Origin of the sequence: Streptomyces sp. NBC_01481, assembly GCF_026339995.1 — a bacterium.
Taxonomy (GTDB): Bacteria; Actinomycetota; Actinomycetes; order Streptomycetales; family Streptomycetaceae; genus Streptomyces.
Map to the genome: position 1 here is coordinate 1,599,966 of NZ_JAPEPT010000001.1, position 20,409 is coordinate 1,620,374.

Consider the following 20,409-nt stretch of genomic DNA (forward strand, 5'->3'; position numbering starts at 1 on the left):
GAGCGCGATCAGCGGTAGCGGGGCGCGGTCTGCTCCAACCGCCGCCTGAGCCTGTCGTCGTGTATGTGCCGCACGGCTTCCGCGGCCGCCTCGCGTGCGTACCCGTCCGGGTCCGCGTCCGCGAGAATCCGCGCCAAGGTCGCTTCCGCACGCGGATCCTGACGGATCGCCAGCCCCCGGGCCGCCTCGGCCGCCGTGTCCACATCGCTGTCCGTGAGCCGCGCCGCCAGCGCCTCCCGGATGTCCTTCGTATCGGCTTCCACGTCCGCGAGCGCGGTCGTCGCCCAGTCCCTGACATGGGGGTCCGCGTCCCGGCTCAGCGTGATCAGCGTCCCGATGCCTTCGCTGTGATCGCCCGGGACGAGCCCGAACAGTGAGAGCGCCACCTGATTGCGTACCTCCGCGTCCGGATGCCCGGCATGGCGCAGGATCTCCGGCAGGGCGGCCGGATCCCCGTGGTGCCCGAGCCCGAGGACGACCGCCTGGATCAGTTCGGGCTCCCGCGCCTCCCGGGACAGTTCGCGCAGCAGTGGCAGCGCGCGGGCGGCGAACGGGCGCAAGTCCTCCTCCCCGAAGCCCAGTTGAGCCAGCACGTCCGCAGCGAACGCCTGGCGCAGCGGATCGTCGCTCGCACACCAGGCGGCCGCCGCCTGGAAGGTCTCCTCGCCGCCGCGGCCCCACAGCGCCATCACCGACTCGACCCAGTCGTCCTGTCCGGGATCACCGCAGCGCAGGGCCCGCTCGGCCAGGTCCTCGTACGGCGTCCGGATCCCCAGCTGCCCCTCGAGCAGCGTCACGATCGCCGCATGGCCGGTCTGCTGCTCACTGCCCGCCCTCGGTGCGCCGTCCTGGAGCAGCTCGACGACGACGGTCACCCCGCCGTCCTCCTCGATCCGGCGCGCCACCGTCTCGTACTCCTGGCCCTTCCCGTACGCGCTGAGCAGCCCCTGGCGCAGCTCGCTCTCCACATCCCGCGCGAGCCACTGCCGGGCCTCCGCGAGCGCAGCCTCCTTGGCCTTGGCACCGTGCCGCAGCAGGGCCCGCACGGTCGAGGGGGAGCCGCGGCGTGCGGCGAGCACGAGCGGCCGCTCGCCGCCGGGTCCCTCCAGATCGGGGTCGGCGCCGTACTCCAGCAGGGCCTCGGCCGTCGCGGCGTGCCCCAGCGTCACCGCCCAGCGCAGTGCCGTGAAGCCGTACGCCTCCGGCTGGTCGGGCCGGGCGCCCGCGGCCAGCAGCGCCCGTACCACCTCGGTGTGCCCGCCTACCGCGGCCCCGCACAGCGGCAGATCACCGCCCTCGGGGCCCGAGCCGCGCCCGGGGTCGGCGCCCGCGGCCAGCAGCAGCCGCACGATGCCCGCTTCGTCGCTCACCGCCGCCCGGTAGAGCGGAGTCTGCCCGTCCGCGTCGGTCAGGTCCGCGGGGACCCTGGCCCGCAGCAGTGCCACGACGGCGTCCTGCGCGCCGCTGTACACCGCTTCGAACATCTCGCGGGCGCCCGCCGTCGGCTCTTTCGTCATATTTCGAGCCTACGGAAGGTCGGTCAGGTGTCGCATTCGAGAATGGTGCGGCACAGCCCGCAGCGGGCCCGTACCCGCCCGCGCACGGGAACACGGATGCGCTGGTGGCAGGTGGGGCAGGGGAAGGAGACGCGCAGCCCGTCCGGCCCCTGCTCGAAGGCGTACGCGGACGATTCGGCTTCGGGGGAGTGGGCGGCGGCCGGTTCCGGGTGCTCCCGGGCGAGGCGGCGCTCCTTGGCATAGCGGTGGCGTCCCGTCCAGCCGGCCGTGGTCAGCGGCGGCTGCTGGGCGTCGCGCAGGGCCATGGCGCGGCCCTTGGTGTACGCGGTGTAGCCCTGCGGGCTGGTGAACCAGGGCGAGGGGTCCTCGCCGAAGGCGATCGCCCGCTTGGCCAGGACGTACCCGAACTCCTCGGGGGTGAGATAGCCCAGCTTCTGGCTGGAGACGCCGTCCTCCCGGAAGGCGTCGAGCAGCAGCCAGCCCGCGCCGAGATAGGTGGTCGCGGTGTCGGTGAGGATCTCGTTGTCGCGGGTGCCGGGGAAGGCCAGATCGAGCCGGTGCAGCAGCACATGCATGATCTCGTGGGCGAGAGCCGCCCCGATGTCTCTGCGATGCGTGCGGAAGCGGTCGTTCAGCTCAATGAAGTACTCAGGTCCCCCGACGAGTTCGACGCTCGCGGCATGGTGCATCTCGCGGAAGCTCACGACCATCCGGGCGTCCGGCAGCCGCAGATGCTGGACCAGCGCGTGGGCGACGCGCTGGGCGCCGAGGTGGAGATCGTCCTGGTCGGCGAAGGCGACGTCGGCGGGCAGCACGCTGGGCGCGTAGGAGTGCACACCGTCGGGCGAGATCCGCTTGTACAGAGCGGTGATCGCCGCCCGCACGGTGTCGAGGTGCGGATAGCCGTGTACGACCTCGCTGTCCTTCGCCACCACGTCCCGTACCCCCCATGCACGACGGTCGGCCGCTTTCAACTCTACGGGCAGGCCGAGGCGAATCCCCGCTCGTGAACCTGGCCGAAAAGTGGTCCTTGTGGCCCGGATGATCCACTCTCCATAATCCGGTTCACGCTTTGTCGGGCCCATGTCAGCATGCCGCAATGCTGCCTGGATCCGTGCGGGCGTACATCTCAACCCCCCACGAAAGGCAGTCAGTTGAAGAAGAACATCGTTCGCGCGCTCCAGAGATGCGCGGCCGCAGGCGCCGTCGTCCTCGCCGCGATCAGCCTCCAGCCCACCTCGTCCTCAGCAGCCACCCCGCCCGTCGTCGGCGGCACCCGCGCCGCCCAGGGCGAGTTCCCGTTCATGGTCCGGCTCTCCATGGGCTGCGGCGGCGCGCTCTACACCAAGCAGATCGTGCTCACCGCCGCGCACTGTGTGAGCGGCTCCGGCAACAACACCAGCATCACCGCGACCGCGGGAGTCGTCGACCTGCAGAGCTCCAGCGCCATCAAGGTCAAGTCGACCAAGGTCCTGCAGGCCCCCGGCTACAACGGCACCGGCAAGGACTGGGCGCTGATCAAGCTCGCCAGGCCGATCGACCTGCCCACCCTCAAGATCGCCGACACCAAGGCCTTCGACAACGGCACCTTCACGGTCGCCGGCTGGGGTGCGGCCCGCGAGGGCGGCGGCCAGCAGCGCTACCTCCTCAAGGCCCAGGTGCCCTTCGTCTCCGACGCCAGCTGCAAGCAGTCGTACCCCGAGCTCGTGGCCGGCGAGGAGATCTGCGCCGGGTTCCAGCAGGGCGGCGTCGACACCTGCCAGGGTGACTCCGGCGGCCCGATGTTCCGCAAGGACAACAACAACGCGTGGATCCAGGTCGGCATCGTCAGCTGGGGCGAGGGCTGCGCACGGCCCAACTACCCGGGTGTCTACACCGAGGTGTCCACCTTCGCGGCGGCCATCAAGTCCGCGGCGGCCAGGCTTTAGTACCCGGGGGCTCTGCCCCCGGACCCCGCGCCTCAATCTCCCCCAGACTTCGTCCGGGGGGACCCCCACGGGGCTGGATGTGCGGCCCGGCCGCACATCCAGCCCGTCCGGCGTTTGAGGACATGCGGCCGAAGGTCGCATACGCGGAGGTTGGGGGTCCCCCCGGACGGAGTCTGGGGGAGGGCGGGGTGGGGAAGAGTCAGCCCAGCCACAATGAGCCTCCCGCCCCCTCCAGCTCCAGCACCCACACCTCGTTCACCCCTTCCCGCAGCACCGGCCCCGGTACGAACAGTGACCGCTGCGGCCCCACCGCCCAGTACCGCCCCAGGCAGAAGCCGTTCACCCACACGAACCCCCGCGTCCAGCCGGGGAGTTCGAGCCTCGCATCCCCGGCCGCGGCCGCATCGAAAGAGCCGCGGTAAAGGCCCGCCGCACCCCCCTCGGGCGCCCGGAAGGGCACCTTCTCCACCGCCGCCGGCTCGAACGCGGCCAGCCGCAGCCCCCGCGCCCGCACGCCGTGCAGATACTGCCGCTCGTGCAGCACCCCGCCCGTGATGCCCTTGGACTCGCCCGTCCGCGGCCCGTAGTTGACGCGACCGAGCGACTCCACCCACAGCTCCACCGACGCGGGACCGGCCACCGGCTCCACCAGGGCCTCGTACTCGCCGCTCAGTACACCTGCCGCGACCCCGTCCACGTATACGACGGCCCGGTCCCGCAGGCCCGCGACGCTCAGCGGAAACGGCCGGCGCGGGCCCGGCACAGCCACCTGGTAGCGGACCAGACCGCGGTCCACACCCAGTTCCTCGAAGGTGGGCGGCACGGGAGCCTCCACCTCGTCGTCGCCGAGCGCCTCCAGCACATCATCGAGCGGCGCCCACGCCCGAAGGTCCGCACGCAGCCGCGCGCCCAGGACGGCGGGCTCGGGCGGCAGTTCGGGCAGCGGTCCGTCGTGATGGCGCGCCAGGACCTCGCGGAGCCTGAAGAACTTCTCGGTGGGGCGCCCGGCCTCGTCGATCGGCGCGTCGTAGTCGTAGGAGGTGACGGTCGGCTCCAGTTCGAGGTCCTGGAGATCGCCCCTGCGGTTCGCCCCGGCCCAGCCCGCGAAATTCGTACCGCCGTGCGCCATGTACACATTCACCGACGCGCCCGCGTCGAGGATCTCCCGCAGCGCCGCCGCCGCGTCGGCGGGCCTGCGTTCGACATGGTCGTCGCCCCAGTGATCGAACCAGCCGCACCAGAACTCCATGCACATCAGCGGTCCCGCGGGCTGATGGCGGCGCAGCGTGGCGAAGGCCTCCCCGGCCCCGGACCCGAAGTTCACCGTCGCGAGCACGCCCGGCACCGAGCCGCCGGTGAGCATATGGTCCTCGGGCCCGTCGGAGGTGACGAGCGGCACGCTCACCCCGCAGCCCCTCAGCAGGTCCACGAGATGGCGCAGATAGTTCTGGTCGGAGCCGTAACTGCCGTACTCGTTCTCGGCCTGCACCATGATCACCGGCCCGCCGAGCGTGATCTGCCGCTCCACCACCTGCGGCAGGAGCCGGGTGAACCAGCGCTCCACATGCCCCAGATACTCGGCGTCCTCCGTGCGCACACGCCGTCCGAGCCGCCCGGTCAGCCAGTGAGGCAGCCCGCCGTTCTCCCACTCGGCGCAGATGTACGGACCCGGCCGCACGATGGCCCACAGCCCCGCCCCGCGCGCGGCGTCGAGGAAACGGCCCAGCGCGTCCGCGTCGGCGTACCGGCCGGGCTCCGGCTCGTGAAGGTTCCAGGGGACGTACGTCTCGACGCAGTTGAGGCCCATCGCCCGCAGCATCGCCAGCCGGTGGTCCCACTGCTCCTCGTGCACCCGGAAGTAGTGCAGCGCGCCCGACAACAGCCGTACGGGCCGCCCGTCCATCAGGAAGTCCGTATCACCCACCGTGAACTCAGCCACGTATCGCCCCTCACCTAGGCCCTGTCCGGCCGATCTTGCCGGGCTCGCGTGCCCTGGCACGCACTCCCCCGTAGCCCTTCGGGCACGGGAGGTGCCCCCACGCTGCGTTGCGTCAGTCGCCGACGCTCCGCGTGGGCTCTCCCCCTGCCTTCGGCGGGGGGACCCCCATCCTCCGCCTTGCAGCTGCACGCACCGCAGTGACATCAGCCGCTCCGCGGCGGGCCGCTCCCTGACCCGGCCTGATCGACCGGACAGGACCTGGTCACGTACCGCGACCAACCATCGCCCCCTGGCGGCGAGCCGGTCCATGGACAAAGATCGGCGCTGTTTGGACGCAACTCAGGCACCCGGAGCCCGGGGAAGGGGAGAGAAGCGGATGTACCACACCTGGATGCGCTATTTCACTCCGAGCCCGGTCCATCACCGCCTCGGCCTGGCCTGCCTCGGCGTCGGCCTCCAGCACGGCGTCCTGCCCACCGTCGGACCCCGCACCCTGGACCACCATGTCGCCGTCGTGATCAGCGCGGGCAGCGGCTGGTTCCGCGCTCCCGACGGGCGCCGCACCACGGTCACGGCGCCCGCGCTGATCTGGCTCACGCCCGGCGTGCCGCACCACTACGGCCCCGATCCGGCCGGCGGCTGGGACGAGGGCTTCGTCGACTTCACCGGGCCCGCCACCGCCACCTACACCGAACTGGGCTACATAGAGCCCGAGCGGCCCGTCGTCCCCCTCTCCGACGCCGCGGGCGCCCGCGCCGCCGTCGGCCGTATCGCACGGGCCGCGCGCCGCGGCAACCCGCTCCTGGAGGTCGAGACCGGCGCAGCCGTCCACGAGCTGCTCGTCGCCCTGCGCCGCGCCCGCGCCGACACCAACGCCGAGGGCGACCCGGTGCTCACCGCGCTGGCCCGCGACGCCTTCCGGCCGCTCTCCGTCGCCGAGCACGCCGCCCGGCACGGCATGACCCCCGCCGAACTGCGCACCGCCGTGCGCCGCGGCGCGGGCTGCAGCCCCAAGGACTACCTCCTCGGCATCCGCCTCGGCCGCGCCAAGGAACTGCTCGCCGCCACCGAACTCCCCGTCGCCGCCGTCGCCCGACGGGTCGGCTACGAGGACCCCGCGTACTTCTCCCGCCTCTTCACCCGCCGCGTCGGCACCGCGCCCATCCGCTTCCGCGAGCAGCAGGGCCGCAGCGTCCCCGGCGGCTGGAGCAACCAGATCCCGGACCCCGAGCACCCGCCGACGATCACCACCTGATCACCCTGGTGACCACCAGGTGATCGCCACGTGATCGGCGCACGCCCGGCCACGTAAGCTCGATGACCATGACCACGAGGGACATCGACGAAGGCGTACGCGCCGAACTGAACCGTCTGCGCGAGAGCATCGACAACATCGACGCGGCGGTCGTCCATATGCTCGCGGAGCGCTTCAAATGCACTCAGCAGGTCGGCCACCTCAAGGCCGAGCACCATCTGCCGCCCGCCGACCCGGACCGTGAGTCCCGCCAGATCGAGCGGCTGAGGCAGCTCGCCGAGAGCGCGAAACTGGACCCCGCCTTCGCGGAGAAACTGCTCAACTTCATCATCGCTGAAGTGATCAGGCACCACGAGACGATCGCGGCCGGCCCGCCCTCTTCGTCCGACTCCTGAGCCACCCCTGGTCCCGTGCGCCGACGGCGAAACCGATACCCCGTGTGCGGGCGAGGTCCCATCAGGCAGCATGGCCCCATGCCCGTATTGACGCGCGACGAAGCGCAGACCCGAGCCCAGCTCCTCGACGTCCACCGCTACACGATCGACCTCGATCTCACCGGCGGGGAAGAGTCCTTCGACTCCCGGACCGTCATCCACTTCACGGCCCGCGCCACCGGGGACACCTTCGTCGAGCTCAAGCCGGCCGTCCTGCGCTCCGTCACCCTCGACGGACAGCCCATAGACCCAGAGTCACTCGTCGAGAACCGGCTCGCGCTCACCGGCCTGAGCGCCGGAGAGCACGAGCTGCACGTCGATGCCCAGATGCGCTACTCCCGCACCGGCGAGGGCATGCACCGCTTCACCGACCCCACCGACGGTGAGGTCTACGTCTACACCCAGATGTTCATGGACGACGTCCAGCGCGTCTTCGCCGCCTTCGACCAGCCCGACCTCAAGGCGGTCTTCGAGCTCTCCGTCACCGCCCCCGAGGGCTGGACCGTCCTCGGCAACGGCATCGCCACGCACCAGGGTGACGGCAAGTGGACCTGCGCCCCCACCCAGCCGCTCGCCACCTACTTCGCGGCCGTGGCCGCCGGCCCCTGGCACTCCGTACGCACCGAGCACGCCGGGCTGCCCTTCGGCCTCCACTGCCGCCGCTCGCTCGCCCCATACCTGGACGCCGACGCCGACGAGATCCTCGAGATCACCCGCCAGTGCTACGACCGGTACCACGAGAAGTTCGAGGAGCCCTACCCCTTCGACTCCTACGACCAGGCCTTCGTGCCCGAGTTCAACGCCGGCGCGATGGAGAACCCGGGCCTGGTCACCTTCCGTGACGAGTTCATCTACCGCTCGGCCGTCACCGACACCGAGCGGCAGACCCGCGCCATGGTCATCGCCCACGAGATGGCCCACATGTGGTTCGGCGATCTCGTCACGCTCAGGTGGTGGGACGACATCTGGCTGAACGAGTCCTTCGCCGAATACATGGGCTACCAGACCCTCACCGAGGCCACCCGCTTCACCGACACCTGGGTCGACTTCGGCATCGGCCGCAAGTCCTGGGGCTACGACGCCGACCAGCGGCCCTCCACCCACCCCGTCGCCCCCGACCCGGACGCCGTCCCCGACACCGCGTCCGCGATGCTCAACTTCGACGGCATCTCCTACGCCAAGGGCGCCTCCGCCCTGCGCCAACTGGTCACCTGGCTGGGCGAGAAGGACTTCCTGGCAGGCATCAACACCCACTTCGCCCGGCACAAGTTCGGCAATGCCACCCTCGCCGACTTCATCGACTCACTGGCGGGCGCCACGGACCGCGACGTGCCCGGCTGGGCCGAGGCCTGGCTGCGTACGACCGGCGTCGACACCCTCACCCCGACCGTCTCCGAGTCTGAGGGCACCTGGTCGCTCAAGGTCGCCCGCGACGGCAGCCGCCCGCACCGCATCGCCGTCGGCGCGTACGACACCGACCCCGTGCACACCGGCCGGCTCGTGCTGCGCGACCGCCTCGAACTGGACATCCCGCAGAACGGCAGCGGCCCTCACCCCGGCCGCCGCCCCGCCCTCGTCGTCCTCAACGACGGCGACGCCAGCTACGCCAAGGTCCGTCTCGACGCCACCTCCTGGGACACCGCCGTACGCTCCCTCTCCGGAATCCCGGACCCGCTGACCCGCACCGTCGTCTGGAACGCCGCCCGCGACATGGTCCGCGACGGCGAACTCGCCCCCGCCGCCTACCTGGAGGCCGCCCGCGCCCACCTCCCGCGCGAAACGGACCTCGCCGTCGTCCAGGGCGTCCTCGCCTTCGCCGCGACCCAGCTCGCCGACCGCTACCTCCCCGCCGATGAGCGGCCCGCCGCGCTCGGCGCGATCCGGGGCATCTGCCGCGATCTGCTGCGCCGCACCGAGGACGGCAGCGAGCCCGGCCTGCGGCTGACCGCCGTACGCCACTTCATCGACGCGGCCGCGCAGCCGGAGACGCTCCAGGAGTGGATCGGCGACGGCAGCGTCCCCGGCGGTCCCGAGCTGGACCCCGAGCTGCGCTGGCGGATCCTGTACCGGCTCGCCGTCCTCGGCGCGAGCGACGATGCGGCGATCGCGGCCGAACTGGACCGCGACCCGAGCGCCACCGGCCAGGAGGGCGCGGCCCGTTGCCGTGCCGCGCTGCCCACGGCCGAAGCGAAAGCGGCGGCCTGGCAACGGCTGTTCACCACCGACTCGCTGTCCAACTACCTGTTCACCGCCACGGCGCAGGGCTTTTGGCAGCCCGAACAGGCGGATCTGGTACGGGAGTACGTCGCCCGCTACTACCCCGACTCGGTGGCCCTCGCCGCCCGCCGCGGCCCGGCCATCGCGGAGGCCGCGGGCCGCTATGCCTTCCCGCTCCACGCGCTGGACGAGGAGGCGCTGACCCTGGGCGAGGAGTGCCTGCGCAACACGGACATGCTCCCGGCCCTGCGCCGCAAACTGGTCGACCAACTGGACGACCTGCGCCGCGCACTGTCGGTCCGGGCGGGCTAGCCGGGGGCTCTGCCCCCGGACCCCCGCGCCTCAAACTCCCCCAGACTTCGTCCGGGGGGACCCCACGAGGCTGAAGCTTCCGCCGGTCGGCCTGAATTTTCAGGCCGACCGGCGGGAATCCAGCCCGTCCGGCGTTTGAGGACATGCGGCCGAAGGTCGCATACGGGGTCTGGGGCTTGCCCCGGTTCGGGAAGGGGCGGGTAGGGGACAAGGCCCGCCGCAGGCGCCCCCACCCCACCCCACCCCACCCCCACTCACCAATACCCCTTTCGCGTCCAAATCGTTGAGCAATGCGCGCACCCCGCCCCCGCGCTCACCGAAGGACCCGCATGAGTACGCCGCCGCCCGGCCTCCCCGCCCTCGCCGGAGGTACCGCAGGCCCCGACGCCCTGCGGCCCCTGCTCGCCGTCGTGCTCGACGCGCTCCGCGACGGCGCGGCGGCCCGCGGCGGCCCGCTGCCGAGCGGCGGCCCGGACGCCGTCGCCGCCCGCGTGCGCGAGGCCGTCGAGCCCGTGCTCCCCGACCACGGCACCGGCGCCGAAGAGGCGCTGCGCACCCTCGTCCGCACCCTCGCGCACGGCGCCGCCGACCCCGCCGACCCCCTGTGCGCAGCCCACCTGCACACCTCCCCCCTCGCCCTCGCCGTCGCCGCCGATCTCGCCGCGTCCGCGCTCAACCCGTCCCTGGACTCCTGGGACCAGGCCCCGGCCGCGTCCGCGCTGGAGGCCCTGGTGAGCAGGGCACTGGCCGAGGAGGTCTACCCGCACGCCCAGGACCCGGACGCCCTGGTCACCACCGGCGGTACCGAGTCCAATCTGGTCGGCCTGCTCCTCGCCCGCGAACGCCACGGCGCGGTCCAGGTGATCTGCGGGTCCGCCGCCCACCACTCAGTGCACCGCGCCGCCTGGCTGCTCGGCCTGCCCGAGCCGGTGACCGTACCCTCGCCCGCGGGCATCCTGGATCTGGCCGCGCTCGACGAGGCCCTCACCGATCTGCCGGGCCCGAGTCTCGTCGCGGCGAGCGCCGGGACCACCGACACCGGGCAGATCGACCCGCTGTCCGAGATCGCCGACCTGTGCGACCGCCACGGCGCGGAGCTCCACGTCGACGCCGCGTACGGCGGACCGCTCCTGTTCAGCGAGCAGCACCGCCCCAAGCTGAACGGCCTAGACCGCGCCCACTCCGTCACCCTCGATCTGCACAAACTGGGCTGGCAGCCGGTCGCCGCCGGCCTGCTCGCCGTCCCGGACCGGACACTCCTTGCGCCCCTCGCCGTCCGCGCCGACTATCTCAACGCCGACGACGACACCGAAGCGGGCCTGCCCGATCTGCTAGGCCGCTCCCTGCGGACGACCCGCCGCCCCGACATCCTCAAGGTCGCCGTCACCCTCCGGGCGCTCGGCCGCACCGGCCTGGCCGCGCTCGTCGACCGCACCTGCGCCGCCGCCGGACAACTCGCGGACCTGATCGACAAGCAGCCGCACCTGGAGCTGTACGAACGCCCCACCCTCACCACCGTCCTGTTCCGGCCCGCAGCGGCCACCGACGAACAGACCGCAGCCATCCGCCGCACCCTCCTCACCACGGGTCGCGCCGTCCTCGGCCGTGCCCGCGCGGACGGCCGCCTCTGGCTCAAGGCCACCCTCCTCAACCCCCACGCCACCCCCGGCGACCTGACCGCTCTGATCCAAGAAGTCCTGATCGAACTCGTGGAAGGCACCCCCCGATGACCGGCACGCCCGCACCAGAACAGGACCAGCCCCACGACCTCGTGGGCATCGGCATCGGCCCCTTCAACCTCTCCCTCGCCGCCCTCGCCCACGGCGTCCCCGGCGGCCTCGCCGCGACCTTCTACGAACAGCGGCCCGCCTTCACCTGGCACCCCGGCGTACTGATCGAGGGCGCCACGCTCCAAGTCCCGTTCCTCGCCGACCTGGTGACCCTCGCGGATCCGGCCAGCCCCTGGTCGTTCCTGAACTATCTGCGCTCCCGGGACCGGCTCTTCCCCTTCTACTTCGCCGAACGGTTCCACATCCAGCGCGCCGAGTACGACGCGTACTGCCGCTGGGTCAGCGACAGTCTGCCCGGGCTGCACTATGGCCATCAGGTCGACGCCGTCCGCTGGAACCCCGAACGGGACCTCTTCGAAGTGGACTTCACCCAGCTCAATGCCGAGGGCGAGGCGGAGGCCCTGGGCCGCGCATACGCACGACACCTCGTGCTCGGCATCGGCACCGAGCCTTACGTCCCCGAGCCGCTGCGGCCCCTCGCCGAGGCCCCCGCAGTCCCCGTGATCCACTCCGCGGACTATCTCGGCAACCGCGAACGGCTGCTGGCCGCCGAGCACATCACGGTCATCGGCTCCGGCCAGTCCGGAGCGGAGGTCTTCCTCGACCTGCTGCGGGCCCGGCCGCCCGGGGCCGAGAAGATCCACTGGCTGGCCCGTACGGAAGCCTTCGCGCCGATGGAATACTCCAAGCTCGGCCTGGAGCACTTCACCCCCGACTACACCCGCTACTTCCACGCACTGTCCGAGCAGACCCGCGACGCTCTCGTCCCGCGCCAGTGGCAGCTCCACAAGGGCATCGACGCCGACACCATCGCCGCCATCCACGAAGAGCTCTACCGCCGCACCCTGCACGGCGGCTGGCCCGACGCCGTCCTCACCCCCGGCGTCACCGTGCGCACCGCGGGCCGCGTCGGCACCACCAAGGTCGAGCTGCATCTGGAACACGCCCAGCAGGGCACCCGCTCCCGGCTCACCACCAACGCCGTGGTGCTGGCCACCGGCTACCGCGAACGGCCGCTCGACCGGATGCTGGCCGGCCTCGACCCGTACATGCGCCGCGACGCCTCCGGCCGCCCCCGCGTCGACGACCGGTTCCGGCTGCTCCTGGACCCCCCGGTGACCGGCTCGGTCTACGTACAGAACGCCGAGCGCCACACACACGGCGTCGGCGCGCCCGACCTCGGCCTCGCCGCCTGGCGCAGCGCCGGCATCCTCAACTCCCTCACCGGCGAGGAGCACTACCCGCTGCCGCGCCGCACCGCCTTCACCAGCTTCGGCCTGAAACGCGAACAGGCCCGCCCGGCGCACCCGCCGGCGGGCCTGCTCCCACTCGTGGACCACGCCTGATCAGAAGACCGGCGTACCCTCACGGGTCAGCTTCCAGCCCACCGTGGCGAACTGCGCCGGGTCGACCGTGCCCTTCGCCTTCACCCAGTTGATGATCGTGTTGCGGATCTCCTCCGAATTCGCCCACAGCTGCTGGGAGCGCGCGACATGCGGGAAGTTCCCGCCGCCGCTCGCCCGGTAGTTGTTGACGGCCAGCACGAACTGCGCGGCCGGATCGATCGGCTTGCCGTCGAAGGACAGCTTTGCGATCCGCGAACCGGCCGGCTTGGCGATGTCGATCTCGTACGTGACACCCGAGAGCGCGTCGTAGTTGTAGTCCGGGGTGTTGTCCGCGTTGGTCAGCTTGGCGGTGTCGACCGGAGCGCCCACCGGTGTCTGCACGAAGTAGCGCGCCGAGAACTCCAGGTAGTCCTTGATCTGCGCGCCGGTCAGCAGCCGGGCCTCAAGGGTGTTCTCGAAGACATAGAGCCCCGCCGCGTCCCTGATGGTCACCTGGCCCGCCGGGATCGCGGCCGTACGCGAGAAACAGGAGGCCTGCGAGAGGACGGGCAGCGCGGCGTACTGGCCGCCGGCCAGCGCCCCCTTCACCGTCTCCGCCTGGACATGGTTGATCAGGTCGATGATCGGCTCGTCCTTCCACGGCGCGTCGGCCGTGGTCATGCCGGCCGTGGAGGTGCCGATGATCTGGTTGACGTAGGCCACGACCTTCTTGTGCTCGTCGCCGAGCAGCCGGGTGATCTTGGGGTCCTCGTCGGCCGTGTTGGAGTTGAGGACCTGCGCGCCGACCTTCTCGACCGTCCAGTGGCCCTTCTCCCACACAAGGTCGAAGTCGAACAGGGTCAGCCGCTGGCCCCACTTGAGCGGCTCGGAGAGCACGACCTTCTGGCCGGTCTCCTTGTTGGCGACGAAGTACTCGGCGATCTCGGTGTGCGCGTGGCCGACGAGTATCGCGTCGATGCCGGGCACCTGCTCGGCCACCAGACCCGCGGCGTTCTCGATGTACGGGAGCTGGTCGCCGTAGGAGGACGTGCCGCTGGAACCCGAGTGCGCCGAGACGATCACGACGTCCGCGCCCATGGAGCGCAGCTTCGGCACCCACTTCGCGGCCTGCTCCTCGAGGCCCGGGAAGACCATCTTGCCCTGGACGTTGGCCTTGTCCCAGATGGCGATGCCGGGGTTGGTCAGACCCAGCACCGCGACCTTGACGTCACGGCCGTGCGGGGTGCACAGGCGGTGGACGCTGTACGGGGGGAAGGCCGGGCGGAGCGTCTTGGCGTCCAGCGCGTTCGCACCGAGCAGCGGGAAGTCGCACTGCTCCTCGAACTTGCGCAGCACGGGGATGCCGTAGTTGAACTCGTGGTTGCCGAGCGCCGCGGCGTCGTACCCGATCGCGTTCATGGCCTGCGCCATGGGGTGCACGGGACCGCGCCGGGCCGTGATCGGGTCGACCTTGGCGTAGTAGTACGAGAGCTGGGTGCCCTGGATGGTGTCACCGGCGTCGATGAGGAGCGTGTTGCGCCGGCCCTTCTCCTCGCGGATCTTGTTCACCAGCGTGGAGATCTTCGCCAGGCCCACGTCGTTGTGGGTCTTGTCGTCGAACTCCTTGTCCGTGAAGTAGTCCCAGTTGAAGACATTGCCGTGCAGATCGGTGGTGCCCATGACGGTGAACGAGTACCGCTTCGGCGGACGTGTGTGGCCCGTCGCCGCGGCGGGGGATGCAGTGGCTCCGGCAAGCGCGACACCGGCGCCGGTAGCGGCGGACGTACCCAGGAACGTCCTTCGATCGAGCGGCATTTCGTCTCCCTCTTGAGATGGCACAACGCGCGTAGATTCTGGCGCAGGAGCCACCTTCCGCAACACCCCCTGGGGGTTTCCATCTGGTGACCACCCGTTGTCGGACCCGGATGGGAGAGTGGTCCGTGACGACCGCGATACGAGGGAGCCCGCCCGTGACCACCGACGCACCCACCACCGCCGCTCCGTACGGCACCCCGGAGACGCCACGGGTCGCCGTCCGCGGCGAGGCGCGGCTGGAGTTCGACCCGGAGATCGCCAGGATCGGCGTCACGGTCAGCGCGCGCGGCACGGACCGGCGCAGCGCCCTGGAGGACCTCACCCGGCGCAACTCCACAGTCCTGGACCTGATCAAGTCGTACGGCGAATCGGTGGAGAAGCTGGAGACCGGCGCCTTCTCCATCACGCCCGAACTGACCCGGCACGGCCGGGGCGAACGCGTCCGCGCGTACTACGGCCGGGTCCACATCACGGCGGAACTCAGCGACTTCACCGCCCTCGGCGAACTCACCACCCGTCTCGCGGACCTTGAGCTGACCCGCGTCGACGGCCCCTGGTGGGCTCTGCGCCCGGACTCGCCGGCCCACGGCGAGGCCCGCCGCCAGGCCGTGAAGGAGGCCGTCCAGCGGGCCCGTGAGTACGCCGAGGCGCTGGGCGCGCGGCTGGCCGCCCTGGTCGAGCTCGCCGACCTGGGCGCGGAGAATGCTGTGCCGTACGGAATGCCGCAAGCCCCCGGTGCCATGCGCATGGCTGCGTACGGCGGCACCGAATCCGCCGAAATCGCACCCGCTCTGGATCTGGAACCACAGCGCCAGACCGTCTACGCGCAGGTCAATGCCCGCTTTACGATGACGCCGCCACAGCTGTGACGGAGTGTGATCAGAGGGGCAGCTGAGGGGTGGGCTCCGGCGGTTCGGAATGCTCATCGGAGCACCCCCGCGCACAATTAAACACTTGTCAATAACCCTTCACGTAAAGGTTGTTGAGTGGTCATGCGAGACGAATTCTCTACCGGCCGGTAAGGCCTAGGCTCGACATATGCGCCGAGCAAAGATCGTCTGCACTCTTGGGCCCGCCACCGACTCGTACGACCAGATCAAGGCACTGGTCGAGGCCGGAATGGACGTCGCCCGCTTCAACCTCAGCCACGGCACCTACGCCGAGCACGAGGAGCGCTATCAGCGCGTTCGCAAAGCGTCCGACGAGTCGGGCCGCAGCGTCGGCGTCCTGGCCGACCTTCAAGGTCCGAAGATCCGCCTGGGACGCTTCCGCGAAGGTCCCGTACTGCTTGAACGCGGAGACGAGTTCACCATCACCGTCGAGGAGACCGAGGGTGACCGCCACATGTGCGGTACCACCTACGCGGGCCTCGCCGGAGACGTCACCATCGGTGAGCGCATCCTCGTCGACGACGGCAAGGTCGCCCTGGAAGTGACCGCGGTGGACGGCCCCAGGGTCCACACCACCGTCGTCGAAGGCGGCATGATCTCCGACCACAAGGGCCTCAACCTCCCCGGCGTCGCCGTCTCCGTCCCCGCTCTGTCCGAGAAGGACATCGAAGACCTCCGCTGGGCGCTGCGCATCGGCGCGGACATCATCGCGCTCTCCTTCGTACGCAACGGACGCGACATCGAGGACGTCCACCGCATCATGGACGAGGAGGGCCGCCGGCTCCCCGTCATCGCGAAGGTCGAGAAGCCGCAGGCCGTCGAGAACATCGACGACATCGTGGCCGCCTTCGACGGCATCATGGTCGCCCGCGGCGACCTCGGCGTCGAAATGCCCCTGGAGCAGGTGCCGATCGTCCAGAAGCGCGCCATCAAGCTCGCCAAGCGCAACGCCAAGCCGGTCATCGTGGCGACCCAGATGCTCGACTCGATGATCGACAACTCCCGCCCCACGCGCGCCGAGGCATCCGATGTCGCCAACGCCGTCATCGACGGCACCGACGCGGTGATGCTCTCGGGCGAGACGAGCGTCGGGAAGTACCCCGTCGAGACGGTGAAGACGATGAGCCGCATCGTGGAGGCGGCCGAGGAGGACGTGCTCGCCAAGGGCCTGCCGCCGCTGACCGAGCGCAACAAGCCCCGCACCCAGGGCGGCGCGGTGGCCCGCGCGGCCGCGGAGATGGGTGACTTCCTGGGCGCGAAGTTCCTGGTCGCCTTCACCCAGTCCGGCGACACCGTCAAGCGCCTGTCCCGCTACCGCTCCCCGATCCCGCTGCTGGCCTTCACACCGGACGCGGCCACCCGCTCCCAGCTCAACCTCACCTGGGGAGTGGAGACCTTCCTCGGCCCGCATGTCGACTCGACGGACGCGATGGTCGCCCAGGTCGACGAGGAACTGCTGAAGATCGGCCGCTGCCAGAAGGGCGACATCGTGGTGATCACCGCTGGCTCCCCGCCCGGAGTCCCGGGCTCCACGAACCTGGTACGGGTGCACCACATCGGCGAGGACGACAGCCACGCGTAGGCGGCTGGTTGGGTCTGTCGGGTCGGGGTGTGGTCAGTACTTCGGCCCGACGTGCAGGTCCATGAGCGCGACGGACGTGCGCTTGGCGACGGAGATGTTCTTCGCGTTGGCCTGCTTCCACTCGACGCCAACGTTGTCGAGGGCCCCAACGTAGAGCTGCCGGATGTCGTCCGAGACGTTGGTGAAGAAATACCGCGGATACTCGTAGCGTTTCTGCTCGCCGTTGACGAGGCGGCTGGTCCAGTTCGTGATCCGACAGCCGTCGGAGTGGACCAGGCCGCGGATGAACTCCCAAGGGTGCGCGTCGACGATCTCCTGTTGCCACGGTTCGAGCGCGATCTTCCGCTCGTGCTTCTTGCCCGGCCCATGCTGGGGGAAGAGGCATGGCCAGTGCCTGCCGTAGCTCGTGACCATGACGTAGCCCTGCTTCTGCAAAATGCAGCAACTGCCCTCCGGACGCACGGCCAAGACGGCGGACCGGCAGCTGTCGATAAGCCCTGGCCACGCGTCGGCGCACGCGATTCGCAGGTGGTATCCGCCGCGTGGGTGGGCGCTGATGCAGCCATCGCCAAGGTAGAGGCCCAGGAGATAGGAGTACGCGGCGGCATCGTCGGGGACTCCGGGATCGGGAAGGCATCTGGGGCACGGTGGGGCCTGCATGCGTGGCAGGGGCTCGATCCGCGTTCGCCACTCGCGGATTGCGGCGCGCGATATGCCCACCTGCTTGCTTACCGAGTTCAGGCTGCACCCTTGGGCGATGAGTGACAGGGCTCGCTTGCGAGTATCAACGTCGTACATGCGGCCGAGCCTGGCTGGATTTTCACGGCCTGGGAGCGGAACGGCGACACGATCACACGTTCACGTGAACCTCGACTGTTTCAACGTGACCTTGGAACCGAAGGAAAGGTGCCCCGGGTCGGACTCGAACCGACACTGTATGGGTTTTGAATCCATTGCCTGCTGCCAATTGGGCTACCGGGGCTCACAGAATCAAAGGTTTCCCCTGACCTGCCGCAGCAACACCTTACCGCAGCTGGGTAGGCTCATGGAGAGCTGTACATGCCCTGAACGAGGAGCCCAGCGTGACCGCCCCCGACTCGCCCCAGCCCGCCGACGACGACAAGTCGCATGTCCCTCCGCTGACGACCCGCGTCGTGATCGCCGAGGACGAGGCCCTCATTCGCCTCGACCTCAAAGAGATGCTGGAGGAAGAGGGCTACGCGGTAGTCGGCGAGGCCGGAGACGGTCAGCGGGCCATCGAGCTCGCCCGGGAGCACCGGCCGGACCTCGTCATCCTGGATGTGAAGATGCCCGTCCTGGACGGGATCTCCGCGGCCGAGAAGATCGCCGAGGAGTCCATCGCTCCTGTCCTGATGCTGACCGCGTTCTCGCAGCGCGACCTCGTCGAGCGGGCCCGGGACGCCGGTGCGATGGCGTATCTGGTGAAGCCGTTCAGCAAGAGCGATGTGGTCCCGGCCATCGAGATGGCCGTTTCTCGCTTCACGGAGCTCAAGGCGCTGGAGCAGGAGGTCGCGGATCTCTCGCAGCGGCTGGAGACGCGCAAGCTCGTCGACCGGGCGAAGAGCATTCTGCAGACGCAGTACGGGCTCTCCGAGCCGGCCGCGTTCCGCTGGATCCAGAAGACGTCGATGGACCGGCGGCTGTCGATGCAGCAGGTTGCGGAGGCGGTCATCGAGGACGCGGAGGAGAAGAAGGCCGCGCAGGGCCAGTAGGCATACGGAAGGGCCCGCACCCCCTGACCGGGGTGCGGGCCCTTCCGCATGTGTGGGGCTCAGTCCTCGCCGAGGTACGTCTTGCGGACGGACTCGTCGTGGAGCAGCTCCCGGCCGGGGCCGGAGAGCTTGATGTTGCCGATCTCCATGACGTGAGCCTGGTCGGCCAGGGAGAGGGCGGCCTGGGCGTTCTGCTCGACGAGCAGAATGGTGGTGCCCTGGGCCTTGAGCTCGACGATCGTCGCCATGATCTTCTGCATCATGATCGGGGACAGGCCCATCGAGGGCTCGTCCAGCATGAGCAGCTTCGGCTGGGACATCAGCGCCCGGCCCATGGCGAGCATCTGCTGCTCGCCGCCGGACAGCGTGCCCGCGGCCTGCTTCCTGCGCTCTCCCAGAATCGGGAACAGGTCGTAGGCGCGCTGCATGTCCTTCTCGATGCCCGCCTTGTCGTTGCGGAGGAAGGCGCCGAGCCGCAGATTGTCCTCGATGGACATGCGCGGGAAGATGTGCCGCCCCTCGGGGGAGTGTGCGAGCCCGAGGGAGACGATCTGGTGGGCCGGCACCTTCTTGAGGGACTTGCCGTTGAACTTGATCTGGCCGCCGACGGGCTTCAGAAGGCCCGAGAGGGTGCGCAGCGTGGTGGTCTTACCGGCGCCGTTGGTGCCGATGAGGGTGACGACCTCGCCGGCCTCGACGCTGAACGAGATGCCTTTGACGGCCTCGATCTTGCCGTAGGCGACGCGCAGGTCCTCGACTTCGAGAAGTGCGGTCATCAGTCGTTCTCCTTGCCTGCGGATCCGGTGGTCCCGGTTTCAGCCGCTTCCACTTCCGCTGCTTCTTCCTCGCCCGGGGCGCCCTCGAAGGGCTCTCCGAGGTAGGCGGCGATGACGCGTTCGTCTCCCTGGACGGTTTCGCTGTCGCCCTCGACGAGCTTCTCGCCCTGGACGAGTACCGCGACGCGGTCGCACAGGTTGAAGATGAAGCGCATGTCGTGCTCGATGACGAGGACGGCGATGCCCATGTCCCGGATGGCGAAGACCAGTTCCTCGGTCGCCCGGGTCTCCTGCGGGTTCATGCCGGCCGTCGGCTCGTCGAGGAGGAGCAGACCGGGGTCGCTGGCCAGTGCCCGCGCGATCTCGAGCTTGCGCTGCTCGCCGTAGGGGAGGTTGCGCGCGAGGTGCTCGGCCTTCTCGGCGAGGCCGATGAACTCGAGGAGTTCCATGGCCCGTGCCTTGGACTTGGCTTCGGCCTTGTGGAAGCCGGGGCCGCGCAGGAGTGCGGACCAGAGGCCTTCGTTGGTACGGGTGTGGCGGCCGACGAGCACATTCTCCAGAACGGTCATGTTGCCGAAGAGGCGGATGTTCTGGAAGGTGCGCGCGACGCCCGCAGCCGTGACCTTGAAGGACTTGGCGGGGAGGACGGTGCCCTTGTAGCGGACCTCGCCCTCGGTGGGGATGTAGAGACCGGTGAGGCAGTTGAAGAAGGTGGTCTTCCCCGCGCCGTTGGGGCCGATGAGGCCGACGATCTCGCCGCTGTTGACGGTGAGGTCGACCGAGCGTACGGCGGTGAGGCCGCCGAAGCGCATGGTGACGCCGCGGGCGTCGAGGACCGTCTCGCCGGGCGCGGTGGCCGGGGCGGTGCCCTTCGTGGTGGTGTCGGTGGTCATGGA

The 20,409-nt window shown here is 70.2% G+C and carries 16 protein-coding genes and 1 tRNA gene; 9 read left to right on the forward strand and 8 right to left on the reverse strand.

From position 1 onward, the window contains the following. Positions 1 to 8: 8 nt before the first annotated feature. Both OOK40_RS07370 and OOK40_RS07375 read right to left on the reverse strand, forming a co-directional pair. Entirely contained in the window at positions 9 to 1,517 is a 1,509-nt protein-coding gene (locus OOK40_RS07370; RefSeq protein WP_266477475.1) for an ankyrin repeat domain-containing protein, read from the reverse strand. 23 nt (positions 1,518 to 1,540) lie between these two features. Beyond that, positions 1,541 to 2,449: a hypothetical protein gene (locus OOK40_RS07375; RefSeq protein WP_266478988.1), complete on the reverse strand. Its 909-nt coding sequence runs from the start codon at positions 2,447 to 2,449 to the stop codon at positions 1,541 to 1,543. A gap of 222 nt (positions 2,450 to 2,671) precedes the next feature. On the opposite strand from OOK40_RS07375, the gene OOK40_RS07380 reads away from it, so the two are divergent. Beyond that, complete coding sequence (locus tag OOK40_RS07380; RefSeq protein ID WP_266477476.1) at positions 2,672 to 3,445, forward strand: trypsin-like serine protease; 774 nt, start codon at positions 2,672 to 2,674, stop codon at positions 3,443 to 3,445. Between the two features lie 199 nt (positions 3,446 to 3,644). Here OOK40_RS07380 and OOK40_RS07385 read toward each other — a convergent pair whose 3' ends face one another. Further along, positions 3,645 to 5,384 carry a beta-galactosidase family protein gene (locus OOK40_RS07385; protein ID WP_266477478.1) on the reverse strand — a complete coding sequence of 580 codons (1,740 nt, stop codon included), beginning with the start codon at positions 5,382 to 5,384 and terminating at the stop codon, positions 3,645 to 3,647. Positions 5,385 to 5,760: 376 nt separating this feature from the next. On the opposite strand from OOK40_RS07385, the gene OOK40_RS07390 reads away from it, so the two are divergent. The 5 genes from OOK40_RS07390 to OOK40_RS07410 all read left to right on the forward strand — a co-directional run bounded on the left by OOK40_RS07390 (position 5,761) and on the right by OOK40_RS07410 (position 12,738). Then, a complete protein-coding gene (locus OOK40_RS07390; RefSeq protein WP_266477480.1) occupies positions 5,761 to 6,639 on the forward strand; it encodes an AraC family transcriptional regulator in 879 nt (292 codons plus the stop codon). A gap of 68 nt (positions 6,640 to 6,707) precedes the next feature. Continuing rightward, complete coding sequence (locus OOK40_RS07395) at positions 6,708 to 7,034, forward strand: chorismate mutase (RefSeq protein ID WP_266477482.1); 327 nt, start codon at positions 6,708 to 6,710, stop codon at positions 7,032 to 7,034. 78 nt (positions 7,035 to 7,112) lie between these two features. Then, the gene (gene pepN / locus OOK40_RS07400) at positions 7,113 to 9,602 is read left to right on the forward strand and encodes an aminopeptidase N (RefSeq protein WP_266477484.1); all 2,490 of its coding nucleotides are present in this window, start codon (positions 7,113 to 7,115) and stop codon (positions 9,600 to 9,602) included. Positions 9,603 to 9,931: 329 nt separating this feature from the next. After that, complete coding sequence (locus tag OOK40_RS07405) at positions 9,932 to 11,332, forward strand: aminotransferase class V-fold PLP-dependent enzyme (RefSeq protein WP_266477486.1); 1,401 nt, start codon at positions 9,932 to 9,934, stop codon at positions 11,330 to 11,332. Further along, on the forward strand, positions 11,329 to 12,738 hold the full coding sequence (locus OOK40_RS07410) for a lysine N(6)-hydroxylase/L-ornithine N(5)-oxygenase family protein (protein WP_266477492.1): 1,410 nt from the start codon (positions 11,329 to 11,331) through the stop codon (positions 12,736 to 12,738). The genes OOK40_RS07405 and OOK40_RS07410 overlap by 4 nt, the downstream gene beginning before the upstream one ends. Here OOK40_RS07410 and OOK40_RS07415 read toward each other — a convergent pair whose 3' ends face one another. Beyond that, positions 12,739 to 14,532, reverse strand: coding sequence for a bifunctional UDP-sugar hydrolase/5'-nucleotidase (locus tag OOK40_RS07415; protein ID WP_266477498.1), 1,794 nt, complete (start codon positions 14,530 to 14,532; stop codon positions 12,739 to 12,741). It abuts the gene before it with no gap. Positions 14,533 to 14,687: 155 nt separating this feature from the next. Between OOK40_RS07415 and OOK40_RS07420 the strand changes: the two genes are divergently transcribed. Both OOK40_RS07420 and pyk read left to right on the forward strand, forming a co-directional pair. Further along, positions 14,688 to 15,401, forward strand: a complete 714-nt coding sequence (locus tag OOK40_RS07420; RefSeq protein WP_266477499.1) for an SIMPL domain-containing protein — start codon at positions 14,688 to 14,690, stop codon at positions 15,399 to 15,401. A 169-nt stretch (positions 15,402 to 15,570) separates the two neighbouring features. Next, positions 15,571 to 17,004, forward strand: coding sequence for a pyruvate kinase (gene pyk, locus OOK40_RS07425; protein WP_266477501.1), 1,434 nt, complete (start codon positions 15,571 to 15,573; stop codon positions 17,002 to 17,004). A gap of 33 nt (positions 17,005 to 17,037) precedes the next feature. Here the strand turns inward: pyk and OOK40_RS07430 are convergent, their stop codons facing one another. Continuing rightward, positions 17,038 to 17,802, reverse strand: coding sequence for a transcriptional regulator (locus tag OOK40_RS07430; RefSeq protein WP_266477503.1), 765 nt, complete (start codon positions 17,800 to 17,802; stop codon positions 17,038 to 17,040). A gap of 109 nt (positions 17,803 to 17,911) precedes the next feature. Then, positions 17,912 to 17,986, reverse strand: a tRNA-Leu gene (locus tag OOK40_RS07435). 100 nt (positions 17,987 to 18,086) lie between these two features. Here OOK40_RS07435 and OOK40_RS07440 point away from each other — a divergent pair. Next, positions 18,087 to 18,737, forward strand: a complete 651-nt coding sequence (locus tag OOK40_RS07440; protein WP_266477505.1) for an ANTAR domain-containing response regulator — start codon at positions 18,087 to 18,089, stop codon at positions 18,735 to 18,737. A gap of 59 nt (positions 18,738 to 18,796) precedes the next feature. Here OOK40_RS07440 and OOK40_RS07445 read toward each other — a convergent pair whose 3' ends face one another. Together OOK40_RS07445 and OOK40_RS07450 are read right to left on the reverse strand one after the other, a co-directional pair. Continuing rightward, complete coding sequence (locus OOK40_RS07445) at positions 18,797 to 19,513, reverse strand: ABC transporter ATP-binding protein (protein ID WP_266477507.1); 717 nt, start codon at positions 19,511 to 19,513, stop codon at positions 18,797 to 18,799. Beyond that, positions 19,513 to 20,406 (reverse strand): ABC transporter ATP-binding protein, encoded by an 894-nt coding sequence (locus tag OOK40_RS07450; protein WP_266477509.1) that lies wholly within the window; start codon positions 20,404 to 20,406, stop codon positions 19,513 to 19,515. The genes OOK40_RS07445 and OOK40_RS07450 overlap by 1 nt, the downstream gene beginning before the upstream one ends. Positions 20,407 to 20,409 lie beyond the last annotated feature (3 nt).